The 25,335-nt window shown below is 53.6% G+C and carries 20 protein-coding genes; 6 read left to right on the forward strand and 14 right to left on the reverse strand.

Annotated features, from left to right (window positions below):
• Positions 1–191: 191 nt before the first annotated feature.
• The 8 genes from prfA to ACTQZF_RS07220 all read right to left on the reverse strand — a co-directional run bounded on the left by prfA (position 192) and on the right by ACTQZF_RS07220 (position 9,607).
• Positions 192–1,259 (reverse strand): peptide chain release factor 1, encoded by a 1,068-nt coding sequence (gene prfA / locus ACTQZF_RS07185; RefSeq protein ID WP_441554927.1) that lies wholly within the window; start codon positions 1,257–1,259, stop codon positions 192–194.
• Between the two features lie 299 nt (positions 1,260–1,558).
• Positions 1,559–2,986, reverse strand: a complete 1,428-nt coding sequence (locus tag ACTQZF_RS07190) for a M20/M25/M40 family metallo-hydrolase (protein ID WP_441554928.1) — start codon at positions 2,984–2,986, stop codon at positions 1,559–1,561.
• Positions 2,987–3,058: 72 nt separating this feature from the next.
• Positions 3,059–3,844 carry an amino acid ABC transporter ATP-binding protein gene (locus tag ACTQZF_RS07195; protein ID WP_427747814.1) on the reverse strand — a complete coding sequence of 262 codons (786 nt, stop codon included), beginning with the start codon at positions 3,842–3,844 and terminating at the stop codon, positions 3,059–3,061.
• A 22-nt stretch (positions 3,845–3,866) separates the two neighbouring features.
• Complete coding sequence (locus ACTQZF_RS07200; RefSeq protein WP_441554929.1) at positions 3,867–5,015, reverse strand: amino acid ABC transporter permease; 1,149 nt, start codon at positions 5,013–5,015, stop codon at positions 3,867–3,869.
• A 9-nt stretch (positions 5,016–5,024) separates the two neighbouring features.
• Positions 5,025–5,951, reverse strand: coding sequence for a transporter substrate-binding domain-containing protein (locus ACTQZF_RS07205; RefSeq protein WP_441041446.1), 927 nt, complete (start codon positions 5,949–5,951; stop codon positions 5,025–5,027).
• A 339-nt stretch (positions 5,952–6,290) separates the two neighbouring features.
• On the reverse strand, positions 6,291–7,184 hold the full coding sequence (locus ACTQZF_RS07210; RefSeq protein WP_441554930.1) for an aldose 1-epimerase family protein: 894 nt from the start codon (positions 7,182–7,184) through the stop codon (positions 6,291–6,293).
• A gap of 114 nt (positions 7,185–7,298) precedes the next feature.
• Positions 7,299–8,165 carry a hypothetical protein gene (locus ACTQZF_RS07215; protein ID WP_441554931.1) on the reverse strand — a complete coding sequence of 289 codons (867 nt, stop codon included), beginning with the start codon at positions 8,163–8,165 and terminating at the stop codon, positions 7,299–7,301.
• Between the two features lie 125 nt (positions 8,166–8,290).
• A complete protein-coding gene (locus tag ACTQZF_RS07220; RefSeq protein ID WP_441554932.1) occupies positions 8,291–9,607 on the reverse strand; it encodes an ATP-binding protein in 1,317 nt (438 codons plus the stop codon).
• 115 nt (positions 9,608–9,722) lie between these two features.
• Here ACTQZF_RS07220 and ACTQZF_RS07225 point away from each other — a divergent pair, with 115 nt between their 5' ends.
• Positions 9,723–9,917, forward strand: a complete 195-nt coding sequence (locus ACTQZF_RS07225; protein ID WP_441554933.1) for a hypothetical protein — start codon at positions 9,723–9,725, stop codon at positions 9,915–9,917.
• A gap of 334 nt (positions 9,918–10,251) precedes the next feature.
• Here the strand turns inward: ACTQZF_RS07225 and ACTQZF_RS07230 are convergent, their stop codons facing one another.
• Entirely contained in the window at positions 10,252–11,814 is a 1,563-nt protein-coding gene (locus tag ACTQZF_RS07230; protein WP_427794056.1) for a PTS transporter subunit EIIC, read from the reverse strand.
• A gap of 82 nt (positions 11,815–11,896) precedes the next feature.
• Complete coding sequence (locus ACTQZF_RS07235; RefSeq protein WP_441554934.1) at positions 11,897–13,222, reverse strand: 6-phospho-alpha-glucosidase; 1,326 nt, start codon at positions 13,220–13,222, stop codon at positions 11,897–11,899.
• A 298-nt stretch (positions 13,223–13,520) separates the two neighbouring features.
• On the opposite strand from ACTQZF_RS07235, the gene ACTQZF_RS07240 reads away from it, so the two are divergent.
• Positions 13,521–14,270 carry a MurR/RpiR family transcriptional regulator gene (locus ACTQZF_RS07240; protein ID WP_117757480.1) on the forward strand — a complete coding sequence of 250 codons (750 nt, stop codon included), beginning with the start codon at positions 13,521–13,523 and terminating at the stop codon, positions 14,268–14,270.
• A 317-nt stretch (positions 14,271–14,587) separates the two neighbouring features.
• On the opposite strand, the gene ACTQZF_RS07245 is transcribed toward ACTQZF_RS07240, so the two are convergent.
• The 4 genes from ACTQZF_RS07245 to ACTQZF_RS07260 form a co-directional block, all read right to left on the reverse strand.
• On the reverse strand, positions 14,588–16,333 hold the full coding sequence (locus ACTQZF_RS07245; RefSeq protein ID WP_441554935.1) for a UvrD-helicase domain-containing protein: 1,746 nt from the start codon (positions 16,331–16,333) through the stop codon (positions 14,588–14,590).
• Positions 16,334–16,348: 15 nt separating this feature from the next.
• A complete protein-coding gene (locus tag ACTQZF_RS07250; RefSeq protein ID WP_441554936.1) occupies positions 16,349–18,334 on the reverse strand; it encodes an ATP-dependent nuclease in 1,986 nt (661 codons plus the stop codon).
• A 259-nt stretch (positions 18,335–18,593) separates the two neighbouring features.
• Entirely contained in the window at positions 18,594–19,604 is a 1,011-nt protein-coding gene (locus ACTQZF_RS07255) for a restriction endonuclease subunit S (protein ID WP_441554937.1), read from the reverse strand.
• Positions 19,594–21,519 carry an HsdM family class I SAM-dependent methyltransferase gene (locus tag ACTQZF_RS07260; RefSeq protein ID WP_441554938.1) on the reverse strand — a complete coding sequence of 642 codons (1,926 nt, stop codon included), beginning with the start codon at positions 21,517–21,519 and terminating at the stop codon, positions 19,594–19,596. The genes ACTQZF_RS07255 and ACTQZF_RS07260 overlap by 11 nt, the downstream gene beginning before the upstream one ends.
• Before the next feature lie 330 nt (positions 21,520–21,849).
• Here ACTQZF_RS07260 and ACTQZF_RS07265 point away from each other — a divergent pair, with 330 nt between their 5' ends.
• From ACTQZF_RS07265 to ACTQZF_RS07280, 4 genes are all read left to right on the forward strand, one after another.
• Positions 21,850–22,191, forward strand: coding sequence for a hypothetical protein (locus ACTQZF_RS07265; RefSeq protein WP_441554939.1), 342 nt, complete (start codon positions 21,850–21,852; stop codon positions 22,189–22,191).
• A 21-nt stretch (positions 22,192–22,212) separates the two neighbouring features.
• Positions 22,213–22,560, forward strand: coding sequence for a hypothetical protein (locus tag ACTQZF_RS07270; protein ID WP_441554940.1), 348 nt, complete (start codon positions 22,213–22,215; stop codon positions 22,558–22,560).
• A gap of 10 nt (positions 22,561–22,570) precedes the next feature.
• Positions 22,571–23,968: an FtsK/SpoIIIE domain-containing protein gene (locus ACTQZF_RS07275; protein WP_441554941.1), complete on the forward strand. Its 1,398-nt coding sequence runs from the start codon at positions 22,571–22,573 to the stop codon at positions 23,966–23,968.
• Positions 23,969–24,172: 204 nt separating this feature from the next.
• Complete coding sequence (locus tag ACTQZF_RS07280; RefSeq protein WP_441554942.1) at positions 24,173–25,306, forward strand: Rep family protein; 1,134 nt, start codon at positions 24,173–24,175, stop codon at positions 25,304–25,306.
• The last annotated feature ends 29 nt before the right edge of the window (positions 25,307–25,335 follow it).

A 25,335-nucleotide genomic window follows, 5' to 3' on the forward strand; every position in this document is an offset into this window, starting at 1 on the left:
TGAGCATAAGTCCCCAATGACTACCCGCCGCAGGTAGAGGACGGACAGCGAGCGGGTCGCATTTGAGACAAGGTGACGTGGAACGAAAGGGCGCTGACCTTCTGGTCGCGCCCTTGAAGTTGAACGTCAGATTGTACAGGTGCGGCCCGCGCAGCGTCGAGCCGTTACGGCGTTTGGTAAAACGCCGTAACTTATACGGCCTGTGCCAGCTTCTCGGCACGCTCGGCGGCGGCAAGCGCCTCGATGACGGCACCGAGTTGGTCGCCCAGAAGGACGCCGTTGTAGGTGGAGTTGAAACCGATACGGTGGTCGGTCACGCGGTCCTGGGGCTGGTTGTAAGTACGGATCTTCTCGGAACGGTTTCCGTGGCCAATCTGGCTCTGGCGCTCGGCGCCGAGCTCGGCCTGCTGCTTCTCGAGTTCCATCTCGTACAGACGGGCACGCAGCATCTGCATGCAGACCTCGCGGTTTTGAATCTGGGAACGCTGCTCCTGCGACTGCACCACGGTATTGGTGGGCAGGTGGGTAATGCGCACGGCGGAGTAGGTGGTGTTAACGCACTGACCGCCAGGACCGGAGGCACAGTAGGTATCGATGCGCAGGTCGGACTGGTTGATCTGAACGTCGATCTCCTCGGCCTCGGGAAGCACGGCGACAGTTGCCGTGGAGGTCTGGATGCGGCCCTGGGACTCGGTCTTGGGAACGCGCTGGACACGGTGCACGCCGGACTCGAACTTCATGACGGAGTAGACACGGTCGCCCTCGACCTTGAACTCGATGGACTTAAAACCGCCGGCCTCGCTGGGGCTGGAGTCGAGCACGGTGGTCTTCCAGCCGCGCGACTCGCAGAAGCGTTGGTACATCTTGTACAGGTCACCGGCGAAAATGGCCGCCTCGTCGCCACCTGCGGCGGAGCGGATCTCGACGATGGTGTTCTTGTCGTCATTGGGGTCACTCGGGATGAGCATGTACTTGATGTCTTCCTCGAGCTGGGGAAGCTTGTCCTCGTTCTCGGAGATGTCCATCTGGAGCATCTCCTTCTCGTCGGCATCGGTAGTGTCACGGAACATTTCTTTGGCAGCCTCGATGTCGTCGAGCGCGCCGATGTACTCGCGCGCAGCGGCAATGAGGTCGGACTGGTGCGCGTACTCCTTGTTGAGACGCGTGAACTCCTTGATGTCGGAGGCGACGGCCGGGTCGGAAAGCTTCTTCTCGAGCTCCTCGTAGGCCTTGATGATCTTTTCGAGCTTGTCGCGCATGGCGGAACTCCTTTATATGCGTGAAGGTGAAAATCGGCGGAATTGATGGGGCGCATGGCGCCGTTGCGGGGTAAGCCCAGCTAGAACATGTCGATTTTCAGATACATGCGTATCCCTTCGCGTATAGGGTACATAGTTGCGGTCTAACCCATATATGATAGCGTGCGCAGGCAAACCTGCATATAACCCGCACGGAATGAGTGGACGTAGTCGTTGGGGACGTTCCTTAACGACGAGTCGTTTAAGAACGTCCCCAACGACTACAACGGCTAACAAAGGGACTGTCGCTTTGTCACATTCTAGAGCGTTTGAAGCAGGGCGATGAAAAAGTGGACACCTTGGAGGTAGGCACGGCGGGTAATGCGCTCGTTGGTGCCGTGGACACCGCGATCGCACTCGTCATCGTCGACCACAAACGCCGAAAAGCGAATGCATTCAGAGCAAATACGCTGATAGTTAGCCGCATCGGTGGCACCGATCACAGTTGAGGGCACAATGCCGACAGCAGCCCCGCCCGCCGCATTCGGTACGTTTTCCTCCGCCCCCTTTTGATCACGAAAGTAGCGGGCGGCAATAGTGCGAACGGCCTCGAGCCCCGGTCCGCCAACACGTGGGGACGGCGAAGGTTCTGAGCTGCCGGGGCCAAGTTCGACCTCCACGCGCCCGGTAAGGCCCGCAGCGGCAACGGCCTCGCGGCAACGGTCAACAACATCAGCCACGCCCGTGCTCTCGAGCATGCGGAAGTTAATATTGGCCCACATATCCTGCGGCATCACGTTGGCGCCAGTGCTGCCGCCCTCAATCTGCGTGGGCGCACAGGTAGTGGTCACGAGCGGATAGAGCTTGTTGCTGGCGAGGCAGTCGCGAACAATGACGCCTCCGTTGGCGGCAATCTCATCCGCCGTGTAGAGCCCCAACTCGACAAGCTGCGCGGCAAGCAGATCGGTCACGCGCGTCGGCCACTCGATATCGCAGATTGCGGCGATAGCGCGGCTCAATACCTCGAGCGATGTGCCGCCGTAGGGGTTGGACGAATGTCCGCCTTCGCTCTTCGTCTTGAGCACGATATCGGCATAGCCCTTCTCGGCAAGGTCGGCATGCATAAGCCAGCCCTCGCCCGCGCCGTACTCGGCAGCCGAAACAATACGGTAGTCACCCTCGTCGATCAGGTATTCAAGTTCAACGCCGCGCTCCTCGAGCACGCGGCCGATGGCCCCCGCTCCATACTGCGTGGTTTCCTCGTCCTGGCCAAAGGCGAGCAGCAGCGTCCGCTCGTGCTCCCAGCCGTGCACCAACGCATACTCAACCGCCTCGAGAATACCTGCGACCTGGTCTTTCATGTCGATAGCGCCGCGACCCCAAATGTAGGTGTCGTCCACGTGACCGCTAAAGGGGGCATGCGTCCAGTCGGCCTCGGTGCCGGGCACCACGGGGACCACGTCCATGTGGCCCATGAGCATAACGGGCTTGAGGGCAGGGTCGGAACCGCCAAGTGTCACCAGCAGCGAGTGGTCGATGAGTTCGACCTCGCCCGCCGCGAACACATGTGGCCACGCCTGCTGCATATAGGCGCGCAGGTCATCGAACGGCTGCCAGTTCACCGCCTCGGCATCCATACTCGAAACGGTCGGAAACGACAGCACGCGCCCCAGGCGCTCGCACGCGCCAACTTCGTCCAAATCGGCAAAATCATCCTCATGCGCAAAGAAGCGCCAAACCTCGGCCATGACATCCTTTCGATTGTGATGACGAGGGCCGCCCCACCGGAACGGCCCTGCCATGCAAACATTTGCGGTTGGTTATTTGTCCTCAAGATAGCGCGAGAGGAACTCGCGGGTACGCTGGTGCTTGGGGTTGCCAAAGAGCTCCGCCGGCGCGGCGTCCTCGAGGACCACGCCCTTGTCCATAAAGACCACGCGATCGGACACGGTGCGGGCAAAGGCCATCTCGTGCGTGACGACGACCATGGTCATGCCGTCGGCAGCGAGCTTGCGCATGACCTCGAGCACCTCTCCCACGATCTCGGGGTCGAGTGCGGAGGTCGGCTCGTCGAACAGCATGATCTGCGGATTCATGCATAGGGCACGAGCGATGGCCACGCGCTGCTTTTGACCACCGGACAGGCGACCCACGGCGGCGTGCGCGAACTTTTCGAGTCCCACGCTCGTCAGATGCTCCAGAGCGACCTTTTCGGCCTCGGCCTTGCTCATCTTTTTGAGCGTGACGGGCGCAAGCGTGCAGTTATCGAGCACGTCCATGTTGTTAAACAGGTTGAAGCCCTGGAACACCATGCCGATGTCCTCACGCAGCTTGTTGATGTTGCAGCGCTCGGCCGTGAGGTCCTGGCCATGGAACCAGATATGGCCCGCGTCCGGGGTCTCGAGCAGGTTGAGGCAGCGCAGAAAGGTCGATTTGCCCGAACCCGAAGCGCCGATAATGGTAACGACCTCGCCGGGGTTAACGGACAGGTCGATGCCCTTGAGCACCTCGAGCGAGCCGAAGCTCTTGTGCAGGCCCTCGACGCGGATGAGCGGCTCATTGATCTGTGCGGCGGCCGCAGCGCCGGTAGTGGCGGTATCTGCCATGATGATTCTCCTCGTCTTGAGCCTAGTTGGAGCTGGGCAGCGTGGCCGGGGCCTCGGCGCCGAGCTTTTTGCCAAAGGCCTCGAGCAGGCGGCTCGCCACGAGCGTCAGGATTAGGTAGACCACGAGTGCCACGCAGTAGACCTCCATCTGGCGGTAGTACACGCCGGCGACGGTGGTAGTGGCGTACATGAGGTCGAACACGCCGATGACCGAGAGCACCGACGAGTCCTTGATGTTGATGATGAGCTCGTTGGTGAGCGCCGGAATCGCGTTTTTAATGCCCTGGGGAAACACGACTTTACGCATAGCCTGCCACTGCGACAGACCCAGCGAGCGCGCCGCCTCGGCCTGACCGGAATCGATGGACTCGATGCCGCCGCGCAGGACCTCCATCATGTAGGCGGTGGAGTTGAGCGAGATGGTGACGAGGCCGGCGGTAAAGGTACTCCAAATCTGGTTGGCCTGGGCGGTCTCGAAGCCCATGCCGCGCAAAACGGTGAAGCCCGCGTAATAGATGAGCAGGCCCTGGACCATCATGGGCGTGCCGCGCACGATGGTGGAGTAGACGGTCGTAAAGCCGCGGCCGATGCTCTTAAAGAAGCGCACCAGGTCGTTGTCCACGCGATCGAAGGTCTGAATGCGCAAAAACACAAAGAGCAGTGCCAGGAAAAAGGCGATGACGGTGCCGAAGGTGGCAAGCGCGATGGTGATCTCGATACCACGAATGAAGAAGTCTCCGCTTTTGTAGGTCATGTAGACCAGGCTCGACAAAAAGTCGCTGGGGTTGGAATCCGAGACAATGCTCACCTGCACCAGGTCGATAAACGACATGACGCAGCGGTCGATAAAGAAAACTGCCGCGATGGTGACCGCGACGTAGCTGCCCAAGCGTGCTCCACGACGGAAACGCTCGGATGCGAACGGCGACTTTTCGCGATAGTCGCTCCAGTGCATAAGCTTGGTGACCAGCGCCGCCGCCGACACGACGAGCCACGCCCACAGGATCGCCCAAAGGCAATCTTGGAACACGCCCGTGGGGGCCAGGAAGCTCAGCGGCGTGGGGTTGCGCTGGCTAAACGCCAGTCCGAGCGCCGCGATGACGCTCGTGCCCAGGTACACATAACGATGGTCGGCTTTGATAAAGGAGACCAGACGATTGATGGCTTTCATGCTGCCTCCCTATGCCGGCTGACGGTCGAGGCACGCGTCCCACATCTGGTCGCGCTCCTCCTGGCTGACGCCCTTGAGCGTCTTGTCGATGAGCTTAAGCAGCTTGTCCGAGCCCTTGCGGCAGCCGACGTTTGCCGCGACCTCCTGCTTAAAGCCCTCGCCCTCGGCAAAATGAATGGGGACGATACCGGGATTTTGGGCCATGTAGCCCTTTTCGTTTTCGGTGTTGTACGTCACGGCGTCGCAGGTGCCCTGCAGCAGGTTCGAGAACACCGTGGGGACGGAGTCGACCGGGTTTTTGTGAACGACGCCCGGGATCTCGTCGATGACGGTATCGAGCATGGTGTCCTTTTGGCCGAGCACCGTGGCGCCGCTGAAGTCACTGAGCTTGGTGGCGTTTTGGTAGGGGGAACCCTCTTTTACGAACAGGCCGAAGTAGCCAATAAAGTACGGGTCGGAGAAGCCGACCGACTCCTCACGCTCGGGCGTGGCGCTCATACCGGCGATGATGAGGTCGATCTGGCCGTTGTTGAGCGAATCGATAAGGCCCGAGAAGCTCTGCTTGACGGCAACGGGCTCGCCACCGAGGGCCTTGCAGACGATCTTGGCGATCTGCACGTCGTAGCCATCGGCATAGGCGCCCTGTACGTTGTCGATGGGGATGGTGTACTCACTGGCTTCGGAAACCTGCCAGTTGTACGGGGCGTAGGCCGCCTCCATGCCGATGCGGATCTTATCCTTGCCGATCACGGAATCGGACAGGTCGTCGCGACCGCCACCCGTCGTGGGCTGAACCACCTTGAGCGTGGACGGGCGCTGACAGCCGGCGAGCGCGCCGGCGACGACGGAAGCGCTCGCGGCAAGAGCGCTACCCAAGAAGATGCGACGGCTGCACACCGGCTGTGGATGCACGTCGCGCTGATGGGGAGAATGCATAATCTGCCTTCCCTGTTGAATCGTATGCTAACGACTTAACAGGATATCGCTCAGCGTTACCTCCAGCAGATGCATATATACAAATTAACAAACTGAAAACGATTGGTAGCCGTTGGGGACGTTCTTAAACGACTGGTCAAACAAGTAGTCATCGGGGACAGTCGTTGGGAACGTCGATGATTCGGCAATGCCAGCGAGCGCCACCCAGAGCGAACAAGTTGGCATGAAAAAGGCAAGGCATAGACCTTCTGGTCATGCCTTGCCTTTTGAATGGCAAATTGTCGCTCTGGGCGGCGCGCAGCGTCGGCCGGTCCGCCGTTCGTTAGAACGACGGAACCTCTAGAGCAGCGTAACCTCGAAGGCGCGCTTGTCGGTGGCGCCGGGAGCCAAGGTGATGGTGTTGACCTTGTGCTCGAAGACGTCGTCCTCGGTGTCCATGGTGGTATGTCCGGTCCAAGGCTCGAGCGCCACGAACGGGGCGTCGTTGGCGGCAGACCACACGCCGATGTACTTAAAGCCCTCAAAGTCAATCTTGACGCCGTGGCCCGATTTGCGACCGCGCAGCGTGAGCGTGGAGCCCGGGGTATCGGTGAACATGATGGCGTCGTTGTCGAAGCTGCGGTGCGTGATGGACAGCACGTCCGAGTTATCGGGAGCCTTGTAGCTTCCCTCGAACGTCATAAGGCCATCGGGCGTGATGATGGGGGCCTCGTTAGTCCAAGCCTCGGTAAACGCCAGTTCGTAATCCTCGAACGCCTCGTCCTCGGCACCGGGAACGGGCACGTTAAATGCGGGGTGGCCGCCCACCGAAAACGGCAGGTCCACGTCACCGGTGTTGGTGACGGCAAAGGTCTGCGTAAGAGTGGCGTCGCCAGTCAGGGCATAGGTCATGTTGAGCTTAAAGTGGAACGGGAAGGCCTTGAGCGACTCGGGCGTATCGGTGATCTCGTAGGTGACGGACGAACCGTCCTCCGACACCTCGACCAGCTTGTGCTCCACGATACGCGCGATGCCGTGGCGCGCCATCTCGCAGCTGCCGGCCGCAGACGTCGCCGTGTTGTTGCGCAGCGAGCCCACAATGGGGAACAGGATGGGCGCATGCTTGCCCCAAAAGGCGGGATCGCCCTGCCACAGATACTCGTTGCCGTTGAGGGCAAGGCTCGTGAGCTGGGCGCCCATGGAATCGATGGCCGCGGTGAGGCCGCCGCGCCTGATGGTAGTGACGGTAGACATGCTACTTCCTCCAAAAGTAAACAATAGTGTCGAGGACTATTGTCCCACTCTTGGCGGCGGGGCGGGACGGCAGGCGATTATTGAGTAGCCATAGTGGAAATGGGCGGCGAGCGCCTACTGGGTATCCACGTAAAGGTCAAACCCGCCCTGCGAGGTGGTGTCGACCGTATCGGGCGCCCGCGAGTTAAAGCTCGCGGGAACCATTCTTTTCGAGGCACGAAAACGCGTGCCGTCGGTGGCGACAGGTGGCTCATCGACCGTAAGTTCGTAGTCGCCGGGCTTGAGCTCGATACCGTCGCCTTCGGAATTGACGTATTGGTGCTCGTCGATCGCTTGTCCCTTGAGCGTACGGCCCACGATATGGATGAGCATCTGGCTGTCGCCGCGCGCGGTATCCCACGTCGCACCGTCCTTGACCTCGACCGACACATGCACCGAGCGCGTACGGCTGAGCGATTGTTCGACGGAGATCTCGGCCTTGGCGGCGTCTTGGCGCTGCTGCTCAACATGGCTCCAAACGCTGCCGATTGCCGAGCAGGCGATAACGCCGGCCATGAAGGCGATGAGGATGGGACCAAGCGGAGAGCGCCGGCCCGCGCCTTCCTCGCGAGCCAGATCGGGGCGATGCGTGGGCGCAGGCGCCTGAGCGCCTTGCGCGGGCACGTCGAGAATGCTGAAGGATGCCGTGCTGTCGGGGTCGATAGTGTGACGCGGCTGCGGGGTCTTTGCCGGCGAGATGGACATGTCGGCCGGCTCACCCAGTGTGGCCGTGGCGTCGGCCTTTGCCTCGTCGGCCTCAGCCTGGGCCCAGGCCTGCTCAAAGGTTAGGGGTTCGGCCGAGTCGGAAGCGGCATCCGTCTCGACGGCATCGTCGCCGCTCTCGTCCTCGTCGCTCAACACGTCATGCGGCGCGGGCTCGTCCCACTCCTCGTCCGGAACCTCGCCCTCGCTATACCACCATTCAAAGTTATCGATATCCATACGGGGCGCCCCTTAGGCCTCGCAAATAAACACCTGCTAGCCTTATACCCCCAGACGGCACGAGGGCTCGCACGGAATGCGAAAAGGACTGCTCCTTTGTCGCATCGAAACGGATCTGTTTACGTTTAGCCGCGGGTAATCTTATTTCTCAACAAGAAGTCGACTGCCCCCACGATTCTGATGCCATCGATGTCCGTTGGATGGTCGCCATCCCTGACAATCAGGATCTTCTCATACGAATCAGGAATTTTTCCTAGCGTGCTTAGCTTGAGCGGTCGCAGCTCTCTTTCCCTCGTCGCCTCGGCATCGATCCGTTCGGTAACCTGGATATATTTGCGGTCTGATCCCTCGCCGATTGCGACAAAGTCGATTTCCCCCGCGCGTAGATGGCCGCAAAACACTTCGTATCCTTCAAAGACAAGCTGGTTGTAGATAACGTTCTCGAGCATCCTTCCGCTATCGCTACCTCTATATCCGTCAAGATAGCTGCGAATTCCCGTATCAGCTATGTAATATTTACCGCCTGTCTTAAGAAGCTCCCGCCCCTTGATGTCATACCTTTTTACTTTGGTAAACAGGTACGTCTCTTCCAGAGCGTCAATATATGCCGACACCGTCGATGCGTTGGTCTTACCACCCGCTGATTCGTTGAGCGTCCCTACGATTTTGTTGACCGAGGTTTGGTTGGAGATGTTGTCTGCCAGATACGCACAGAGCCGCTCGAGAACATCGCGCTTGGTGATAGCTCCGCGACCCCTACGCGTCACACGCGACAGGATATCGCGCGCGACGATCGTCTGGTAGAGGCTACGGATATAGTCGCGACACAGCTCACGTCTCGGCTCATCATGGGCCAGAAACGGCATGCCGCCATAGGTTATGTACTGCTCAAGCACGGTATTTGAATTAAGGCGATCGCCCGTCTTGGAAACAAGTTCGACCCTCTCACCAAGCCCTTCAGCGGCGATCGCATCAATCGAGCGAAAATCAAGATATTCGCCAAACGTGAGAGGCTGCATATTGACCTCGACATATCGGCCCGAGATAAGCGTTGCGAGCTCGCTCGATAGCAAAAAGGCATTGGAGCCCGTGACATAGATATCACACGGCAAATCCACTCGAAGCGAGTTGACCGCCTTTTCCCAACCTTCGACATTCTGGAGCTCGTCAAAGAACAGGTAGGGATGATCGATGCCGTCGATGCGCTCCCGAACCATACGATAAAACGTCAGATAATCCGTAATTCCCGCGTACTCTAGAGATTCCATCTTAAAGGCCAGCAAACGCTCGGCTGGCACCCCCCGTTGCGCCAGATAGTCCCTCATCATGTCCAATAACGTTGATTTGCCACAACGGCGTATGCCCGTCACGATTTTGATGAGGTCGGTATCCTGAAAAGCAATGAGTCGATCAAGATAACGGCTTCGGCGAACGATATCCATGGAGTCTCCCTAGCGCCCGACCAGACATGAAATCTTATAAACTTGCATTTTTTGCAAGTTTATAAGATTTTACCTTAGTAACTTGAAGAATTTGCAAGTTTATAAGGCATGGAATGTGACAAACGGACTGCCCCTTTGTCACATTAGCTTTGCGCTGCTCATGTGCCTGTTCTCGGTGTCATGCATCACGCACTTCATGGACGTGGCACGCCGCCGCCATCCCAAGTCGATGGTACTCGCAAGCTCGGTTAAGCCCATGGGTTTAACGTCGGCATCTCGTTCGGCACCGCAGTGGGCGGCACCGTGGTAGGCAGCGTTGGCATTGCGTACGTAGGCGCAGTGGGCGCCGCGATCTCGCTTGTGGCCTGGGCGCTCACGCTGGTGCCGATTAAGCTTGCCCGCTGGGAACACCGTCGTCAATCAACACAGCCCCGGATGCAGGCATAGGGGCGAACATAGCCCAAGGTGGCGAGCAACCGGTGAAAACCGTCCCATTCGAGTAGTGTCTATCCGCCTGCAAGCTCCGACAGTGCAATTTCGTGTATTTCAAATACACGAAATGCGCGTGGGGCAACTCAAAGGCGGTGGCAGACACATTGTCTGCCACCGCCTTTTATACAGGATTTTATAGATATGTGGGGCGTTTACTCCATACCCAGCAGCTCGCGCATCTGGGTTGCGTAGTTAGATGCCATGTTGCCGTAGACAATCTGCACGCCGCCGTTAACATGCACGATGCCACGCGCTTCGAGCTTTTCGGTAAACTCGGCGTCATCAACCACCTTGTCACAGTCATTGAGCTGGATGCGCAGACGGGTGAAGCAGGCCTCGACAGACTTAATGTTGTTGTCGCCGCCCACTGCCTCAACGATGGCGGGAATGAGGTCGCTGATCACGGTCTTGGGAGCCTTTTCGGCCTCATCGCCAGACTCTTCCTCACGGCCAGGGGTCTTTAGATCCTTCTTAAGAATGATGAACTTGAAGACGAAGTAGTACACCACGAAATAGATGGGGCCGAGGAACAGGATAACCTGCCAGTTGGAGCCCTTGGCTGCACCCATAATGCCGTTAAAGATCAACGACAAGAGCGGGCCGCCAAAGGATGCGGAGCCGGCCACGTTGAACTGCAGGATATAGGTCAGCGCATAGGCAAGACCAGCCATGAGAGCGTGGAACACGTAGAGGATGGGCGCGATAAACAGGAAGGAGTACTCGAGCGGCTCGGTAATGCCGGAGAGGATGCAAGGCACCACGATGGCAATCATGAGCGCTGCGGTCTTCTTCTTGTTCTTGGGAAGCGCCGTCTTGTAGAAGGCGAGTGCAGCACCGGGCAGGCCGAACATGGCGAAGATAACCTTACCGTTCATGACAAAACGGCTGACCTCGATGTTAAACGGCGTGCTAGGAGAGCCCAGGATCGCGTTATAGATATTGATAGCGCCCTGAACGGTCTGGCCGTCGATGGTCTCGACGCCACCGAGCGACGTGAAGAAGAACGGTAAATAGACAAAGTGATGCAGACCAAAAGGCAGGAGCATGCGCTCGCCAGCGCCGTAGACAAATGCACCAAAGGCACCCGTAGTCTTGATGAACTCGGACAGCGCACCGAGAGCGTTCTGGATAAACGGGAAAACAAAGGACATGACCAATGCGAGGACACTGCATGAGAGCAGCGTTACCGCCGGGATAAAGCGTGTGCCGTTGAAGATGGAGAACACGGCAGGCAGCTCAATCTTGTAGTAACGGTTATGCAGCCATGCGACGATTGCACCCACCAGAAGACCGCCGATAACGCCCGTGTCGAGCGTGGTGATACCGAGGATCGTGCTCTGACCCGTCGTAAGATTGGCGGGATCGATAACGCCGGTCGCCGTGAGGAACGTGCCCATCACGGAGTTCATGCACATGTAGCCCAAAAAGCCACAAAGCGCCGCGGTAGCCTTCTCGGACTTGGCGAAGCCATAGGCGAGACAAATCGAGAAGATAACCGGGATGTTGCTCATAACGATGCCGGCTGCGGCCTTAAGAATCGAAAAGAAAATCGCAAAGCCCGGAGCAGCAAGCCAGGGAACAGCTGCCGTAAGGGTGGGGCTGGTAAAGGCATTGCCAAAGCCCTGAAGGATACCGGCGATTGGCAGGATTAGGACAGGCGTCATGAGGACTTTGCCCAGGCGCTGGAACTTTGCCAGCAGCTCATCTTTGTTCATGGGATACCCCTCTTAAAGAAACGGGGCGTGCAGCTCTACAACCCACACGCCCCATAACAGTTATCTAACGCTATGGAACTAGCTACTTAAGCTCCGGCCAGTAATCCTTATTGGCCTCGATGAGCTTATCGAGCACCTTACGCGCCTTCTTTGCGTCACCGACCAGACGATTAAGCGTGAGTGCCTGCAGGGCCTTCTCGTAGGAACCCTCCATCCAAGCCTCAACAGTCAGGCGCTCATAGGCGTACTGGTTCTCCATAAGACCGCGATAGAAGGTGCCAATCTTGCCAACAGCATAGGGCTGCGGGCCATTGGCGCCCACGCTTGCCGCGACCTCGACCATGGCGTCATCGGGCATACCCTCGATAATGCCGTTGTTGGGCACGATGACAATGAAGGTCTTATTGGTGTTGCGATAAATGGCCGAGGTGATTTCCACGATCATATCGCCATGAGCATCGTTCTGCACAACCGAAGAGTTCTTTGCGGTGCCGACTTTGGCAACACGCTCGCACTCGGCGAACACGCGCTTCTCACGACCGTTGATAACCTCGTCGGAGCGAGTGTAGTCGGGGTCGAGGTGAGCGACCTTGTACTCGGGATACAGATAGTACTGCAGATAAGTGTTGGGCAGATAGTCGGGGAAGTCCTCGAGCATGTCCTTGACCATGGCGTAGGTATCAAGCCAGGACTGGTCACGCTGCTCGGCATCGGCAGGAAGGAAGCCGTTCTTCTTCGTGTACTCCTTAATCTGCGGGACGAGGTCATGGCCCTCTTCATCGTAGATGTGCTTGAACCAACCAAAGTGATTGAGGCCAAAGTACACGGGCTCCGTCTTGCTCATATCGCGACCGAGCAGGCGACCGTAAGAGCGCATGAGGTTGACAGGCTGGTCGCAGATGTTGAGAACGCGATGCTCATCGGGCAGGACGCGCTCGAGACCATATGCCACAATAGCAGCCGGATTGGTGTAATTGATAATCCACGCCTCCGGGCTATGGGCGCGAACGTCGTTGACGATCTCAACCATGTCATGCATGGAGCGCATACCGTAAGCCATGCCGCCAGGGCCCACCGTTTCCTGGCCGATGATTCCCATATGCAGCGGAATCTTCTCGTCCTTGCTACGCATCTCGTAGCCGCCGGTACGAATCTGGCAGAGCACAAAGTCGACGTCGGTGTAAGCCTCGTCCTTATCGGTGGTGTAACCAAACTCCACACCGGGCTCCTCCTCAGCGAAGAGGATCTTGCCAAACTCGCCGATCGGACGCTGGCGCTCGGCATCGATGTCATAGAGCATCACGCGGTTCAGCGGCAGAATGTCCATGTGCTTGGTCAGGGCTTTAAGAATGCCAGGGCACCACGTGGAGCCGCCGCCAACAATCACAATATTGAGCTTGTCCTTCATGTTCCGTCCCTCCAGGGTTGGCTGATCGGTGTTCTCGAAGACCTTGGGCTCCGCGGCTGTCCTCGGCTTGCTTCGTTTCGATTGGTATTTTGCGACATAAGGTCATTTGCAAGTCCCCGTGTGGGCCAATGCGAAACGGGGACACATGATTTCGCTCACGACACAGATATGTGTAGGCAGACACGCGCGTTTTCCCAGTTCATGGGCAATAGGCAATCTTGACCGATTACCGATTTCTCACCTGGCTACACAAAGCGGTACCATATGTACGGCGAGGTGCGAGGGGCTGAAACATCTTATGAAAGATCAAGAATCCTTTTATGATCATGTGCGAGCTGGCGAGAGCAAGCTCAACGATCTCGAAAGCGAGATCATGCGCTACATCATCGAGCTGCGTGATGATATTGACGATGTCACGCTTAAGAGCGTTGCCGAACGGTTCTTCGTCGCTCCCAATACAATTGTCAGGCTTGCCCATAAACTTGGCTTCTCGGGGTTTACGGAGCTCAAACAATCGTATTCCGCCTCGCTCGATCGCAATCGATTCACTATCGAGGCACTTCCTCTTGATACCCAGCTCGTACAGACCAAAGATCTGCTTAACGACCGGGTCATCGATTCGGTTGTGAGTCTTATCCAGGACGCCTCGCATATCGTGTTCTTCTGCTCGGGCTTTTCGAAATACCCGTGCCTCGAGATGGCTGAAAAGCTCAAAATAATGGGCAAGAACACCGACACGCTCAGTGAACGCCACGTCATGAGGCATTACGCAGAACTCCTCGGCAAAAACGACCTGGTCTTCAGCGTTTCCGTAAGCGGCGAGACGCAGGTGTCTATTGACGCCACATCGATAGCCAAAACGCGCGGATGCAAGGTCGTCACGCTCACCGGCTTTTCTCGAAATTCCCTCTCGAAACTAGCCGACTACCCTATCTACACCGTGCAAAAAGAAATCCGCTTGGGCAGCATGGACCTCGACAGTCGATTGATGTTCTATTACGTTTTCGAATTGATATTTGAGCGCTACTTCAAACTGGCCAAGAAATAAAACTTGGCATGCGCCCGGCTTCGACTCTTTAGCAGCCTTCTATATGAAAGGTATCGCCCTATGCACCGCGTACTGTTTATCTGCCATGGCAACATCTACTAATTGGGTAATAACGCCTCGTAAATGGGCATTACCTCAAATTCAAATAGAATCTTACGACGTTTTTACGACAATGAGCTCCGATGCGATCGTGTGTCTACAAGTTATGCAAGAAGGGCTGTTTTGCCTCACAAATACAGTCTAGAAAGATTTGCAGCGAAAAATTACTTGCTAATTAAAAGAGGCTCGTTAATCTCTGCGAGCCTCTTTAATATCTGCTAGTGCGGATTGGAATTCAAAAATTGACTATATGTATATATGTTTTCCGAACCGACCATTTCGGTTAAAAATGACCTGAATACTGAATCTATTTGAACCGTGATAAAAAAGAACAATCTCTTTTTTGCTCTTGAACAACAAACGTAAAATAGGTTTCGATTCCTTTCGAAAGAGCTTTGCTTCTCTTTGGGAATATCGACGAACCCCGCTATCATGGGTGCATAAATGTCGAACTGATATAAATTCCAGCCTTTGCTAATGACAAAAACAACATTGTCATACTCCTCGCCTTTGACACCATGTTCAGTAGAAAAAATCGCATTGGGATATAAGAAATCGATCGCTGCTACAAATTGCAAATAACTTAGCTCTAAAAACGCTTTAATCGAAGTATTGGATGAATACAAAGTATCAGGGGCATCGAGATACAGGCAATACCATCCAGCCAATTCCGGGGGAATAGGAACAAGCTCACTTTGCTTAATAAGCTCAAAAACATCGATTGCTCTTTTGCTTCGGATGCTTTCAAGTTGCTGCCGTAGTCTCTGCCACTTCAGCTTCTCTGATTTTTTAATAATTGGGGAACGCCTGACTCCCAATGCGTCAAAAAGCTGCTGTGGTTTAGAATCTCTTAACGCTCTGTAAATTGGTTCAACTGTATTCATAAAGAACAGCAGGAACGGGTCTTCTTTATCTCTTAACCCGTCGTCTAATATACTTAAAAGCTGTTCGTATCCTTGTTGCGCAGCAAGAACTTTATGGGTAATCATCAGAATCTTTAAACTATCCTTCTCATCGGATTCTTTCTCAATCTTTTCTTGGATCCCACATAGTCGTATTTTTATTTCTTCTGCCGGTAAATCGCCCTTGAAATTACGGTCTGTTCGACGATCTCCTGAATAATCATCGCAGGTAATTACTGCAACTTCTCCCTCAAAATCGTCTATTGCAGATGTTTGAGGCAAATTTGGTCGCAAGTAATTTAGAAGCTGAACAATCCGTGGAGCCGATCTGAAATTCGATCCTTTGCTAATAACTTCAATGTTATCGTTTTCGATAAGACCACAAGCTTTACTTGATTGATAAATGGTTTGCCATGCATCGCCGAAAAAACCGAATTGCGGTCCCTCATTATTTGCGATATAGAACTTAATAAAACGATCAATGATTGGCTGATATGAATCTTGATATTCGTCAATCAAGATTAAAGGATATTTATCAGCGAAAATACGTCGAAATTTATAATTATCAAGCAGTCTGCAAAAGAGCTCTAGAACGTCACGGTGATATAGGTATAGAATTCCATGCTCTATATAGCGATGACCTAAAGTGTACGCAACTTGGGTGACTGCAGAAAAGTCTCCTTCTTCCGAAGCGAATTCAGGTTCTGTTGTAACAATATCGATCAGATAGCTCTGATATTGTTTTATTGAGTCCCAAGCAAATGAATGAATCGTTGAAGGCAAGATGAATGTGTCGCTCGGCAATCGCCCCGCAATAACATCAACAGCAGCATTGGTATACGTAATGCAGGCTACGGTTTGTTTTTTTCGACTATATTCTGTCCATCTGTTTGCCTGAATCCATTCAATCGCTTTGTTAAGCGAGTATGTTTTACCGGATCCCGCGCCAGCCTCCACGCGGAAACTATTACCATTTTCTAGTGCTGATATTATTAATTCATCAACCTTGTCAGCTTCGACTTTTGCTTGTCTGTAGTTCGCGGCATTATGTTGCTTGACCATTCGCTCTTGCCTCTCCTATTCGAGTGTTCTCTGGTCATTGAGCCATACTAATCCGTCTCTGATATAGGAAGGAATGATGTATTCTCCGTGCTCGTATATGAGATTGAGGGCGAAGTCAGTTTTGCTATTTCCGGTAAATTCTATATCCTTCTCAGTGGCATTTGATTCAATATTGAAGTAGGAGCGGTTAACATTTCGAATCGCTTCTTCTAACGAACGCCCGCACAGTCCGTGTTCTTTCACTTGAAATTCAAGATGACATTTACCGAGAGTTTTGTCCTCGAAAGACAGCGATGTAATATCAGATAATGTGATTTTGACCCCATCGTTCTTAATTCCTTTAACTTTTCGTACCCACCATTTCAATGTCTCATTAGAAGTGGTTTCGCCTTCCGAAACGGGAACGGAATGATTTCGAGCTCTATTCTGGCTATCCTTTCGCGCAGCCACGGAATCCAAATCGGTGAGAATAAGACACGGAATACCCAAGAATTCAGTAAATGGAATAAACAGATAAGCATATGCGCCGCCGATTTCAATCAGGGTATAGTACTGTTCAGGCAGCTTGTATGTCTGGGAGTTAAAGTCCCCTGCTTTGGCGCATTTTTCAATCATGTCTGGTATTAATAGGCGCTCTGATGCGCCTTCGACAAAGATTGCCTTATCTGCAAAAAATAAGTCACATCTAGTTAAGGTAAGATATTTTTTGATAAAGTCTATATTTTTGGAATTTTGTTTGGCGAATGTGCTCAGGTTTTTGTAGACGATTCCATTTGCTGTTTTTCGCGCATATCGGATTTTAGAGAAGTCCATTGTGTTGGCGATATGCGCAGAATGTGAGGTTAGAAAAGTCTGGATTCCTGCAGTTGATATTTTTTCAAGAAAAGATTCAAGGTACTCTGCAAAAGCACGCTGCATTTGTGGATGCATGTGAGATTCCGGCTCTTCAATGAAAAGTAATGGTATGCCGGCACAACCGTTACTTTCGATTTTCTTTGCAAATGCCGAAAGAAGAAACTCCATTTTTATTAGATTCTTATAGCCCAGTCCATTGTAGTTTGCGGGTAATGTCTCCTTACATGCTCCGGCGGTATAAGTTAGTTGTGTCCTGTTCTTAATCTGCTCATCAATGCTTAACTGAGTCGTGACGCCCAATTGCAGTTCTTCTGCGTTGGGATAACCAAATCCAATTGCGTCGTTAACAAGCGTGCTTAAGATCTCATCACTATGATGCTGGATTTCATCGCTGCTGTCTTTAACGGTATTTCGCAGCTCCATCACTCTCTCAACTATAGATTCATCGAGTTCTTCCTCGCTCACTTCGAAGTAAGTAGCAATTAGAGATGACAGAGAATTATCTTGCGTCCCGTCTTCCCCAAGCCGGCGCTCTGCTTGGATAAAATGAGTTGGGAACAAATCTACCAGCTCTTTGTGTTTCTTCCTCTGAACATCCTCCGGATCGTTCGGATTTATAGCATAAACCGCCATTTCAAAAATCTTTTGAAAATTATTCTTTATTGCTTTCTGTAAATCATTTGGTTCGCGAATCGATTCATCTCGAAATTGCTTAAAGGCGTTCCAAATTATTTTCTCGTCCGATTTTAATTTGCATTCGATCCGGATCAATGCTGTAGTGGTATCCGCATCTAGATCTATAATGAATGGAGATAGCGCACCGAGATTATCCTCTGGATCGTCAAGTGCATAGTTCACTATAAAATCGATGGAAATTGACTCAACCTGCTTACACAAATCCTCAATGGATATTTTTTCTGCCAGGAATTGGGCAACATTATCATAAAGTGAGCTTCTTTTTTGCAAAGGGTAATCATCGAAAGAAAAAGGAAATGGGTCTTTGCTTAAAATTTTATTGATGCATGCAAAGCATGAGGTTTTCGCTGTATTGTTCCGGCCTACGATCAAAGTTGTTTTGGGGTCAACTTCCAGTTCTGCGTTAGTGAGCAGCCTGTAGTTCCTTATGATTATCTTTGCTAATCTCATTGTTCAGCACTCTCTTTTACGGTTCTTAGTTGACCTGCTTATAACTAAGATAATGCTTCGTGAGCAAGGACATGGCACAATAGAAAATATCTTCGGGTCACGGCAACATCTGACAGTAAGGGTAAACCGCCTTGTAAATCCTTGTAAATGAACGGAACGCCTATCGCGATATAACGGTTTACGACTTTTGAGCCTCGATGCGAAAACCGTTTTTCCGACCGTAAGGCGAAATGGTACCTCGGTGTTAAAGCTATTTCGTTTAGCCAATTCGGTCGCCGTACGAAAGCGATTTTATATAGCGCTCCATTAGGTCCCAGTCAGGATTGCCGTTCGGCGTAATTGGTAGATGGAGATTGAGATCAGGAAGAGTCTTATTTGCTTGCCTTCCGTAGTTGAAGCGATATTTTTCTGCTTTAAGCGCCGTTATGACAAAAAGCTTTGCGGCTGTTCCTATTTTGTCTTTTGGTATGAGCAGGTAGAGATCGCGTCCGCTGTAGAATGGGCGGTTCTGCAAGAATGTCGATAAGACGCTTCCTCCCCCTGCTACAGTAATTGTGCCGGGTTCTTGCGGCCTTTTTCCTGGGACTGGTTTTACATATGCGCTTACCCCATTGTTTTCTGCCGTTCTAGCAACAAATGCTATTCCCTCCGGATCTTCCATGGAGGTCTCTTCACAGGCATTGAGTTCCATATTGATGCCGTATTTGACATCGAATAAATCTTTTACTTTGAAGTCGCCCCATCGCATGTCCTTAAGTGGAAGCGATTTCGCTTGTCCGCATTTTGTGGTGATGGGTTTCCAGTGGAGCGAGTGAATATATCCCTCCATCCACTTCCAATCTGGCTTTCCATCGCCATCTTCCGGCAGGCGAATAACAGTGTCCTCCATTACGTCTTTAGTCCACTTACGCCCATAGGAATATCTATATTGTTCAAGACGCAGAACCGTGCATATGAATAGTGCTGTTTCCGGAGTTAGTACTCCCTGGTCTTTCTTAAGGTATAAAACGTTAACGTCATCTGTAGCCCAATATGGTTCGGGTTGATAAAACGCTTCACCGATTGACCCGTTATAGCTCAACGAGATCGTATTGCCTTCATGAATAGGATTTTGGCCGATATGGTTGGCAACGCCATTGTTTGAGTCAATTGCTCCAACATAAATCGTTGACCCATCTGTCTGATCTTCCGAAGTCAAGCGTTTGCCCTTTTTTATATTGAAAAGATCACCCAGCCTATATGCCTTCCAGGCTCCGGTATCAATCTTCATAGACATTACCTTCCGTTACGAGGTAAGCGAGGTAATTGTTGATTGTGCGCTGAAAGTCCGCATCTGTTAATTTCGAATAATCTGTCTCCATATATGCTTCGGCAAGCCATTCGTCTGTAGAGCACACCGCCTGCATGGCGGAATATCCCGCTTCAACTGTTTTATTTCGGAAGAGGTCAATCCAGCGCTTTTCTATAGCTTTCCAAATGCTGTGCCCGTCCTCGTCAAATTGCTCGACTCTGCCCAAGTTCTTCTTTTTGATAAAGCCGTCATCTTTGTAATATCCGAAAAAGGTTTTCTTGCGCGGAGTTCTGCCGTCGATCTCAAAATGGGATCGGTTTAGCGTGAACAACATGCAACATACCTGAACCGAAGCTCCCGGGTAGAATATTTCTGCTGGAAGCGAGAATACCGCCTCCAGCGTATTGTTCTCCAAAAGGTCTGCTTTCATTTGCGCCAGACGCGTCCCAGTTCCAATGGCAGCTGCCATTGGAAGAAGCACCGCTAAACGCACTCCATCCCAATCCTCCGACTTTGCTATATCGGAAAGATACTTGACAAAAACCATTCCTTTTGTCGGATCAGACTTACCATCCTTTTCCTTTTTCGTCCAATCCTTCTTGTAAAAGTCAGGAATAGTTTTTGGCTTGGCATTATAGGGTGGATTCATCAGAATGACTGTCGGTCTGGCGGCTTTAATAAAAGCTCGCTTATCGAAACAGGAGCCGAACTCTACGTTGCTATTGCCATCGCTATGGATAAGCATGTTCGTAGTCGATAGGCCGTACGCCTTTTCCTCTGACTCGATGCCGAAAATATGATGCTGCTTAATCTCTTCAGCCAACTGCTGAAATTCAGCGTCGGTATGTCCTCGTCTTGCATCTGCCAGCTCATGCACCATTGCTTGAACAAGGAACGATCCCGACCCGCAGCATTCGTCCAGAACGATATCTTTGAAGGTAATGTCCGTAAGCCTTACCATGAAATTTGTTATGTGATCTGGTGTAAACGCCTGATTCTTATCAGCTTTTCCAACATATTTGTTGAAAGTAATAAAGAAAAGATTGAGAATATCCTGTCCTTCGGAAGAGTCAGAATCAATGAACCGATATATCTTCATAAGGATAAAGGAGAGTACGTCCACCCATTCATCGGTTGAAAGCGCACGGACCTTCTGATCGCCAAGAACATCTCTGTTTAGAAGCTTTACCTTCTTTTCCTTGTTCTTGGAACCATCCAGTAGACTTTCGAGAACCTCACTGATTCCTTCGCGTATTTGCTTTGGTGAGAATTGTTTCCATCGGGCATTAAGACGATTGCAAGTTTCAGATGTGACTCTACCGCCATGACAATACTTTGTGACTTCATCTTTGACGTAAAGGAGGCAAGTGCCGACGAATTGGCTGCGATTTCGTTCGTCGATATCCTTACGATGTAAAAGCTCATTTAATAGGAAAGTATTGCGCATGACCGACTCTCTGTCGTTTTGCTGGTCGACGGAGAATAGGCGCTTGTAGTGAGCCATGCAATCGAGAACTGTTTCATCAGGCAATAGATGCTCTTCATTAATTTCAGACTTCCAGACACGGATGCGATCATCAGTAGTGTTAGCCAGAATCGCGATGACTTTAGTGCCTCGATGAAGAGCATATTCTTCCTCAACATATGTAGCTAACTGCGACGCATCAGCATCAGTAAAGCTTTGCTTGGTTTCAACTAAAACCGCATACGATCCCGTATCATCTACGTCGGTAAATCTTCGATCGAGCTTATAATGCGCCGGCTTTACACCGCCCAGTTTTTCGGTGAGGCTTGCCAAAGAGCCGGCATCCTTTGCGTAGCTCCACTCATCTTCCTCTATGTTTGCGCGATGGTATTCCGTGCCAATCGTTTCAACAATCTTCTGTCGGTTCATTATGCTTCCTGTGTCCTATGAATAATTCATTTCTGACCATTTTATTGCATGGTCAACGACTTCTTTCTCAGTCTTTGTCCCTGCAGTTGAACTTTCGTATGCCCCCTTATTACGTCTGCACTGTCGGACTGGATAATGTGTTGGTTTTATGGTTCGGGAAGATTCTCATTCTCGCGAACTTCTAGACACACGGCGGAGACGCCGATTATATCGAGCCCGACAGAATAATCGCAGGTCAAACGCTTATGCAATGATGCAATCACAGGATTTCCTGGTGGCGATTGACGAATTGCCCATTACGTTAAGCAGACTCTGGAAAAGGAGGATCAAATGAAGATCGTTTCTACTTCGCACGCGAATGAGACCCAGGCCCATGCGATTGAGCCCATGGGGACCCCGCCCACGTTTAGCGAAGGCAAGCCCGCCGAACGCGTCTCTACTTATGGCGAGCGCATCGCTAATCGTGCGCTGAAGGCCGAGACGATGGTTGCGCGCATTATGTATCGCCAGATGGCGAAGGCCGACGTGAAGATTCAGGGGGCGGTGTGCCGCAGCGAGATCGATTCGAACACGAAGGCTTCTCTGGGAGAGGCCTCCGCGATTCTGAATGATGCCATGGGCTTTTTTCTTGCGGTACACGACGACCAGGCGAGCGACAGCGGGCGCTTTTAGATTTGAGAGGGGTTTTCTAGTATGAAGAAGCTCAATCAGTTTATGTCCTTTGACTGGGCCGCCTTCGCGAAGGACAAGCGTTTTCTCTGCACGGGCGGCGGCGAGTGGGTCGACTACGCCACCAAGGAGCACCGCGGCACGAAGATCGAAGTGGTGATCGCTGTAGATAACACGGAGTATCGACACGCCGAGGGCGAGATTGTGAGCAATCGTTTCGAGAAGCTCGCCATCAAGGTTTCGGATGATATCGACATTCCGGTCGATCAGTACGTGATGCCCACCGGGGTAGTTGCCAAGGTCTACGGAGACTATCACAATCTTCTCTCCGTAACGGCAAGCGGTCTCACCGTCATTGCCAAGAAGGGCTAGGTGAGAAGCCGTGCGTTACAGCATTAACGCACCGGCTATTCTGTATGCGGCCCTCGGCACGAAGCTTTTCGTGCTGGGGGCCGTACTGTTATTGATTGCCGGTTGCTTGCTCGGTATCGGACACCTGATCATTGAATGGTTCGCGCCCATCGCCGCTGAATCATCAGACGTTCTGATGGCTCATGGGAACTACGTCGCCGCTGCAATTGCGCTTGGCGCTATCGGGGGCATTACCGTAATAGCTGGGATTGCGATCAACTCCAAGCTGCCCGCTTCGAAGAAGCTTTGCACGCGCGTGCGTGCCGGGATATTCGATCCGCGATTCGGTAACCCCTTGCATCTTCGCGATGGGGAGGTTGTTCCTCGCGTGGTATGCAAGGAAACGGAGGCGGGGAGATTCGAGATCTCAATCTCCACCCTGTCTTCTACCGTTGACGAGGTGGCGAAGCTCGCTGAGTGCATCAGCGCACGACTTTGCGGTCGGTTCTCGCGCTATGCGGTCGTTCTCACGGAAGCCGACGTGGCGAGCAACCACGTGACGTTCTTCGTCCAGGATGTGACGCTTCACCATGAGATTGAGGCGAGCAGCGTCGAAGAGATGTCGCCTCCAAGCGCCTACGAGCTTCGGGTCCAGGACGGCACCAATATAGACCTTCGCACCTCCGGCTCCATGCTGGTGGCCGGAAAGACCCGAAGCGGGAAGACGACGGGCGTCATCGCCCTGCTGATCCAGGCCCTCCTTTCCGGGCCGGACGAATACGGTTCTCAAGTGCTCATCATCGACCCGAAGCAGGCCGAGCTTTCCCGCCTGCCGCATGTCGTTTCCTTGGGGCCGGATGGGGACGCCCATGCGATTCTCGAGGCGCTCGCCCTTTTCGCCGATAGCATCAAGAAGCGGCAGAGCGTCCTCAACGACCGCTCTGCCGAAACAGGGGACGCGGTTCACTGGTGGGATGCGGGATTCCATGTCTCTGTGCTCTTCCTGGACGAATACGTGGCGCTGCGCACCATGTTCCCCAAGCGCGCCAGCAAGGAGGACCCCGATTACTGCCTCGCCACGTTCGACGGGCTTGTCAAGCGCATCGTGACGATGGGCGCGAGCGCCGGGTGCTACGCCATCATCTCGATCGCGGAGGCGTCGGTCGAGGAGGGCGGGCTTCCGTCGATGGTGCGGTCCGCTTGCAGCACCCGCATACTGTTTCGCCCGACCCTGCCCGAGGCGCGCCTCATATGGGACGCGGACAGGCTGGCCGACCTCGCGGCTCCCCGCACTTACGGTCCGGGCGATGCATGGTTCAGCAGCACGGACGGCGTGCACGACCGTATCAGCTTCGTGCATTTTCCCGTGATGAGGTTCCGCGTGTACCGCGAGCTTGGGCGTCTTCTCGACCTGTACTTCATCAAGTAACTAACGTGGTGCCCGCCGAGCGCAGCAAAGGCGGGCACCACCGCATTGTTCCATTTTTTGAAATTTCGCCTAGACATGCGCCTTGGGGGGGCTTGTTATCCCAAGGCGCACCTGGGTGCGCGTTCCAGAAAACAGGCAAAAAGCCTCGTATTTGAGAAAGGGAGTGGAACCATGAGTGGCTCTTCACCTATTAAGACTCGTGCGATGATGTACGAGCAGCAGCTCTCCCATCTGCCGGCTTCCGTCGATGACATGTATGGCAAGATCGCGGCCCTTTCGCCGAAGCGCTATGCGGGGATCGTGCACGACTGCGACCAGACCGACGCAGGCCGACCTACCGCCGCGCATCTGCATGTGATGATGGAGTTCGCGAACCCGCGCTCCGTCCGAAGCATCGCGAAGGCGCTTGGCGACAAGCCCGAGCGCATCGAGGCGTGGAAGGCCGGGGTCGAGAACGGCTTCTCGTATCTATGCCATAAGACCGACGGCGCGAGATCGAAGCACCAGTACGACCCGGGCCTCGTTCGCGCCAACTTCGATTATCCCGCCCTGCTCGCCTCCATCGAATCCCGCGTGACCCGGGCGCGATCGCACAGTAACATCAAGATTCTGCTCGACGACCTCCTTGAAGGGCGGATCGACAAGGAAGCGCTGGTCTCGCAGCTTTCCGGCTCCGAATACGCCCGTGCGAAGCGCCAGGTCGAAGACGTTTACGCACGACGCTTGCAGGTCCAGGCCGTCGAATGGCGCGCGAAGATGGTCGAGGAGGGCCGCAGGGTCCAGACGGTGTGGATTTTCGGCCCCGCGGGGACCGGCAAGTCGACCCTTGCCGAGCAGTACGCGCGTCGCAAGGGAGGTCGCTGCTTCGTATCGGGATCTACCCGCGACATTTTTCAAGGCTATGCGGGCGAGCACTCCGTCATCCTCGACGAGCTCCGCCCCAAATCCATCCCCTACGCCGACCTGCTCCGCCTCACGGACCCCTTCGCCATAGGGCACGAGGTAATGGCACCGTCCCGCTACTCGGACAAACCCGTGGCGGCGGATCTCATCGTCATCACGTCCCCCTATAGCCCTTACGAGTTCTTCCATGAACAGGGCAACAACGCCGATACCGACGGCTTCGATCAGCTGGAGAGACGCCTCGCCGCGGTGATCGAGATGCAGCAGCGAGAGATATGCCTCTGCCAGTATGCGGGAAACGGCTGGTATTTGCCCATGCCCGATTACACCCGCCCGAACCCGTATTCGAGATTCGCACGCGGCGACGATTCCTCCGCTGACCCCACGAAGGTTTACGAGTCGATCCTCGGAACCAGTGCCGACTCGGCAGACTAACAATTCTGGCCCCGTGCGATAGAATCGGA

It is taken from the genome of Collinsella sp. LCP19S3_H3, assembly GCF_052119145.1.
Classification (GTDB): Bacteria; Actinomycetota; Coriobacteriia; order Coriobacteriales; family Coriobacteriaceae; genus Collinsella.

What these genes read in the sequence shown, in the direction of transcription:
- prfA (WP_441554927.1), bottom strand. Translation starts at nt 1,259, where the DNA reads ATGCGCGACAAGCTCGAAAAGATCATCAAGGCCTACGAGGAGCTCGAG.
- ACTQZF_RS07190 (WP_441554928.1), bottom strand. Translation starts at nt 2,986, where the DNA reads ATGGCCGAGGTTTGGCGCTTCTTTGCGCATGAGGATGATTTTGCCGAT.
- ACTQZF_RS07195 (WP_427747814.1), bottom strand. Translation starts at nt 3,844, where the DNA reads ATGGCAGATACCGCCACTACCGGCGCTGCGGCCGCCGCACAGATCAAT.
- ACTQZF_RS07200 (WP_441554929.1), bottom strand. Translation starts at nt 5,015, where the DNA reads ATGAAAGCCATCAATCGTCTGGTCTCCTTTATCAAAGCCGACCATCGT.
- ACTQZF_RS07205 (WP_441041446.1), bottom strand. Translation starts at nt 5,951, where the DNA reads ATGCATTCTCCCCATCAGCGCGACGTGCATCCACAGCCGGTGTGCAGC.
- ACTQZF_RS07210 (WP_441554930.1), bottom strand. Translation starts at nt 7,184, where the DNA reads ATGTCTACCGTCACTACCATCAGGCGCGGCGGCCTCACCGCGGCCATC.
- ACTQZF_RS07215 (WP_441554931.1), bottom strand. Translation starts at nt 8,165, where the DNA reads ATGGATATCGATAACTTTGAATGGTGGTATAGCGAGGGCGAGGTTCCG.
- ACTQZF_RS07220 (WP_441554932.1), bottom strand. Translation starts at nt 9,607, where the DNA reads ATGGATATCGTTCGCCGAAGCCGTTATCTTGATCGACTCATTGCTTTT.
- ACTQZF_RS07230 (WP_427794056.1), bottom strand. Translation starts at nt 11,814, where the DNA reads ATGAACAAAGATGAGCTGCTGGCAAAGTTCCAGCGCCTGGGCAAAGTC.
- ACTQZF_RS07235 (WP_441554934.1), bottom strand. Translation starts at nt 13,222, where the DNA reads ATGAAGGACAAGCTCAATATTGTGATTGTTGGCGGCGGCTCCACGTGG.
- ACTQZF_RS07240 (WP_117757480.1), top strand. Translation starts at nt 13,521, where the DNA reads ATGAAAGATCAAGAATCCTTTTATGATCATGTGCGAGCTGGCGAGAGC.
- ACTQZF_RS07245 (WP_441554935.1), bottom strand. Translation starts at nt 16,333, where the DNA reads ATGGTCAAGCAACATAATGCCGCGAACTACAGACAAGCAAAAGTCGAA.
- ACTQZF_RS07250 (WP_441554936.1), bottom strand. Translation starts at nt 18,334, where the DNA reads ATGAGATTAGCAAAGATAATCATAAGGAACTACAGGCTGCTCACTAAC.
- ACTQZF_RS07255 (WP_441554937.1), bottom strand. Translation starts at nt 19,604, where the DNA reads ATGAAGATTGATACCGGAGCCTGGAAGGCATATAGGCTGGGTGATCTT.
- ACTQZF_RS07260 (WP_441554938.1), bottom strand. Translation starts at nt 21,519, where the DNA reads ATGAACCGACAGAAGATTGTTGAAACGATTGGCACGGAATACCATCGC.
- ACTQZF_RS07265 (WP_441554939.1), top strand. Translation starts at nt 21,850, where the DNA reads ATGAAGATCGTTTCTACTTCGCACGCGAATGAGACCCAGGCCCATGCG.
- ACTQZF_RS07270 (WP_441554940.1), top strand. Translation starts at nt 22,213, where the DNA reads ATGAAGAAGCTCAATCAGTTTATGTCCTTTGACTGGGCCGCCTTCGCG.
- ACTQZF_RS07280 (WP_441554942.1), top strand. Translation starts at nt 24,173, where the DNA reads ATGATGTACGAGCAGCAGCTCTCCCATCTGCCGGCTTCCGTCGATGAC.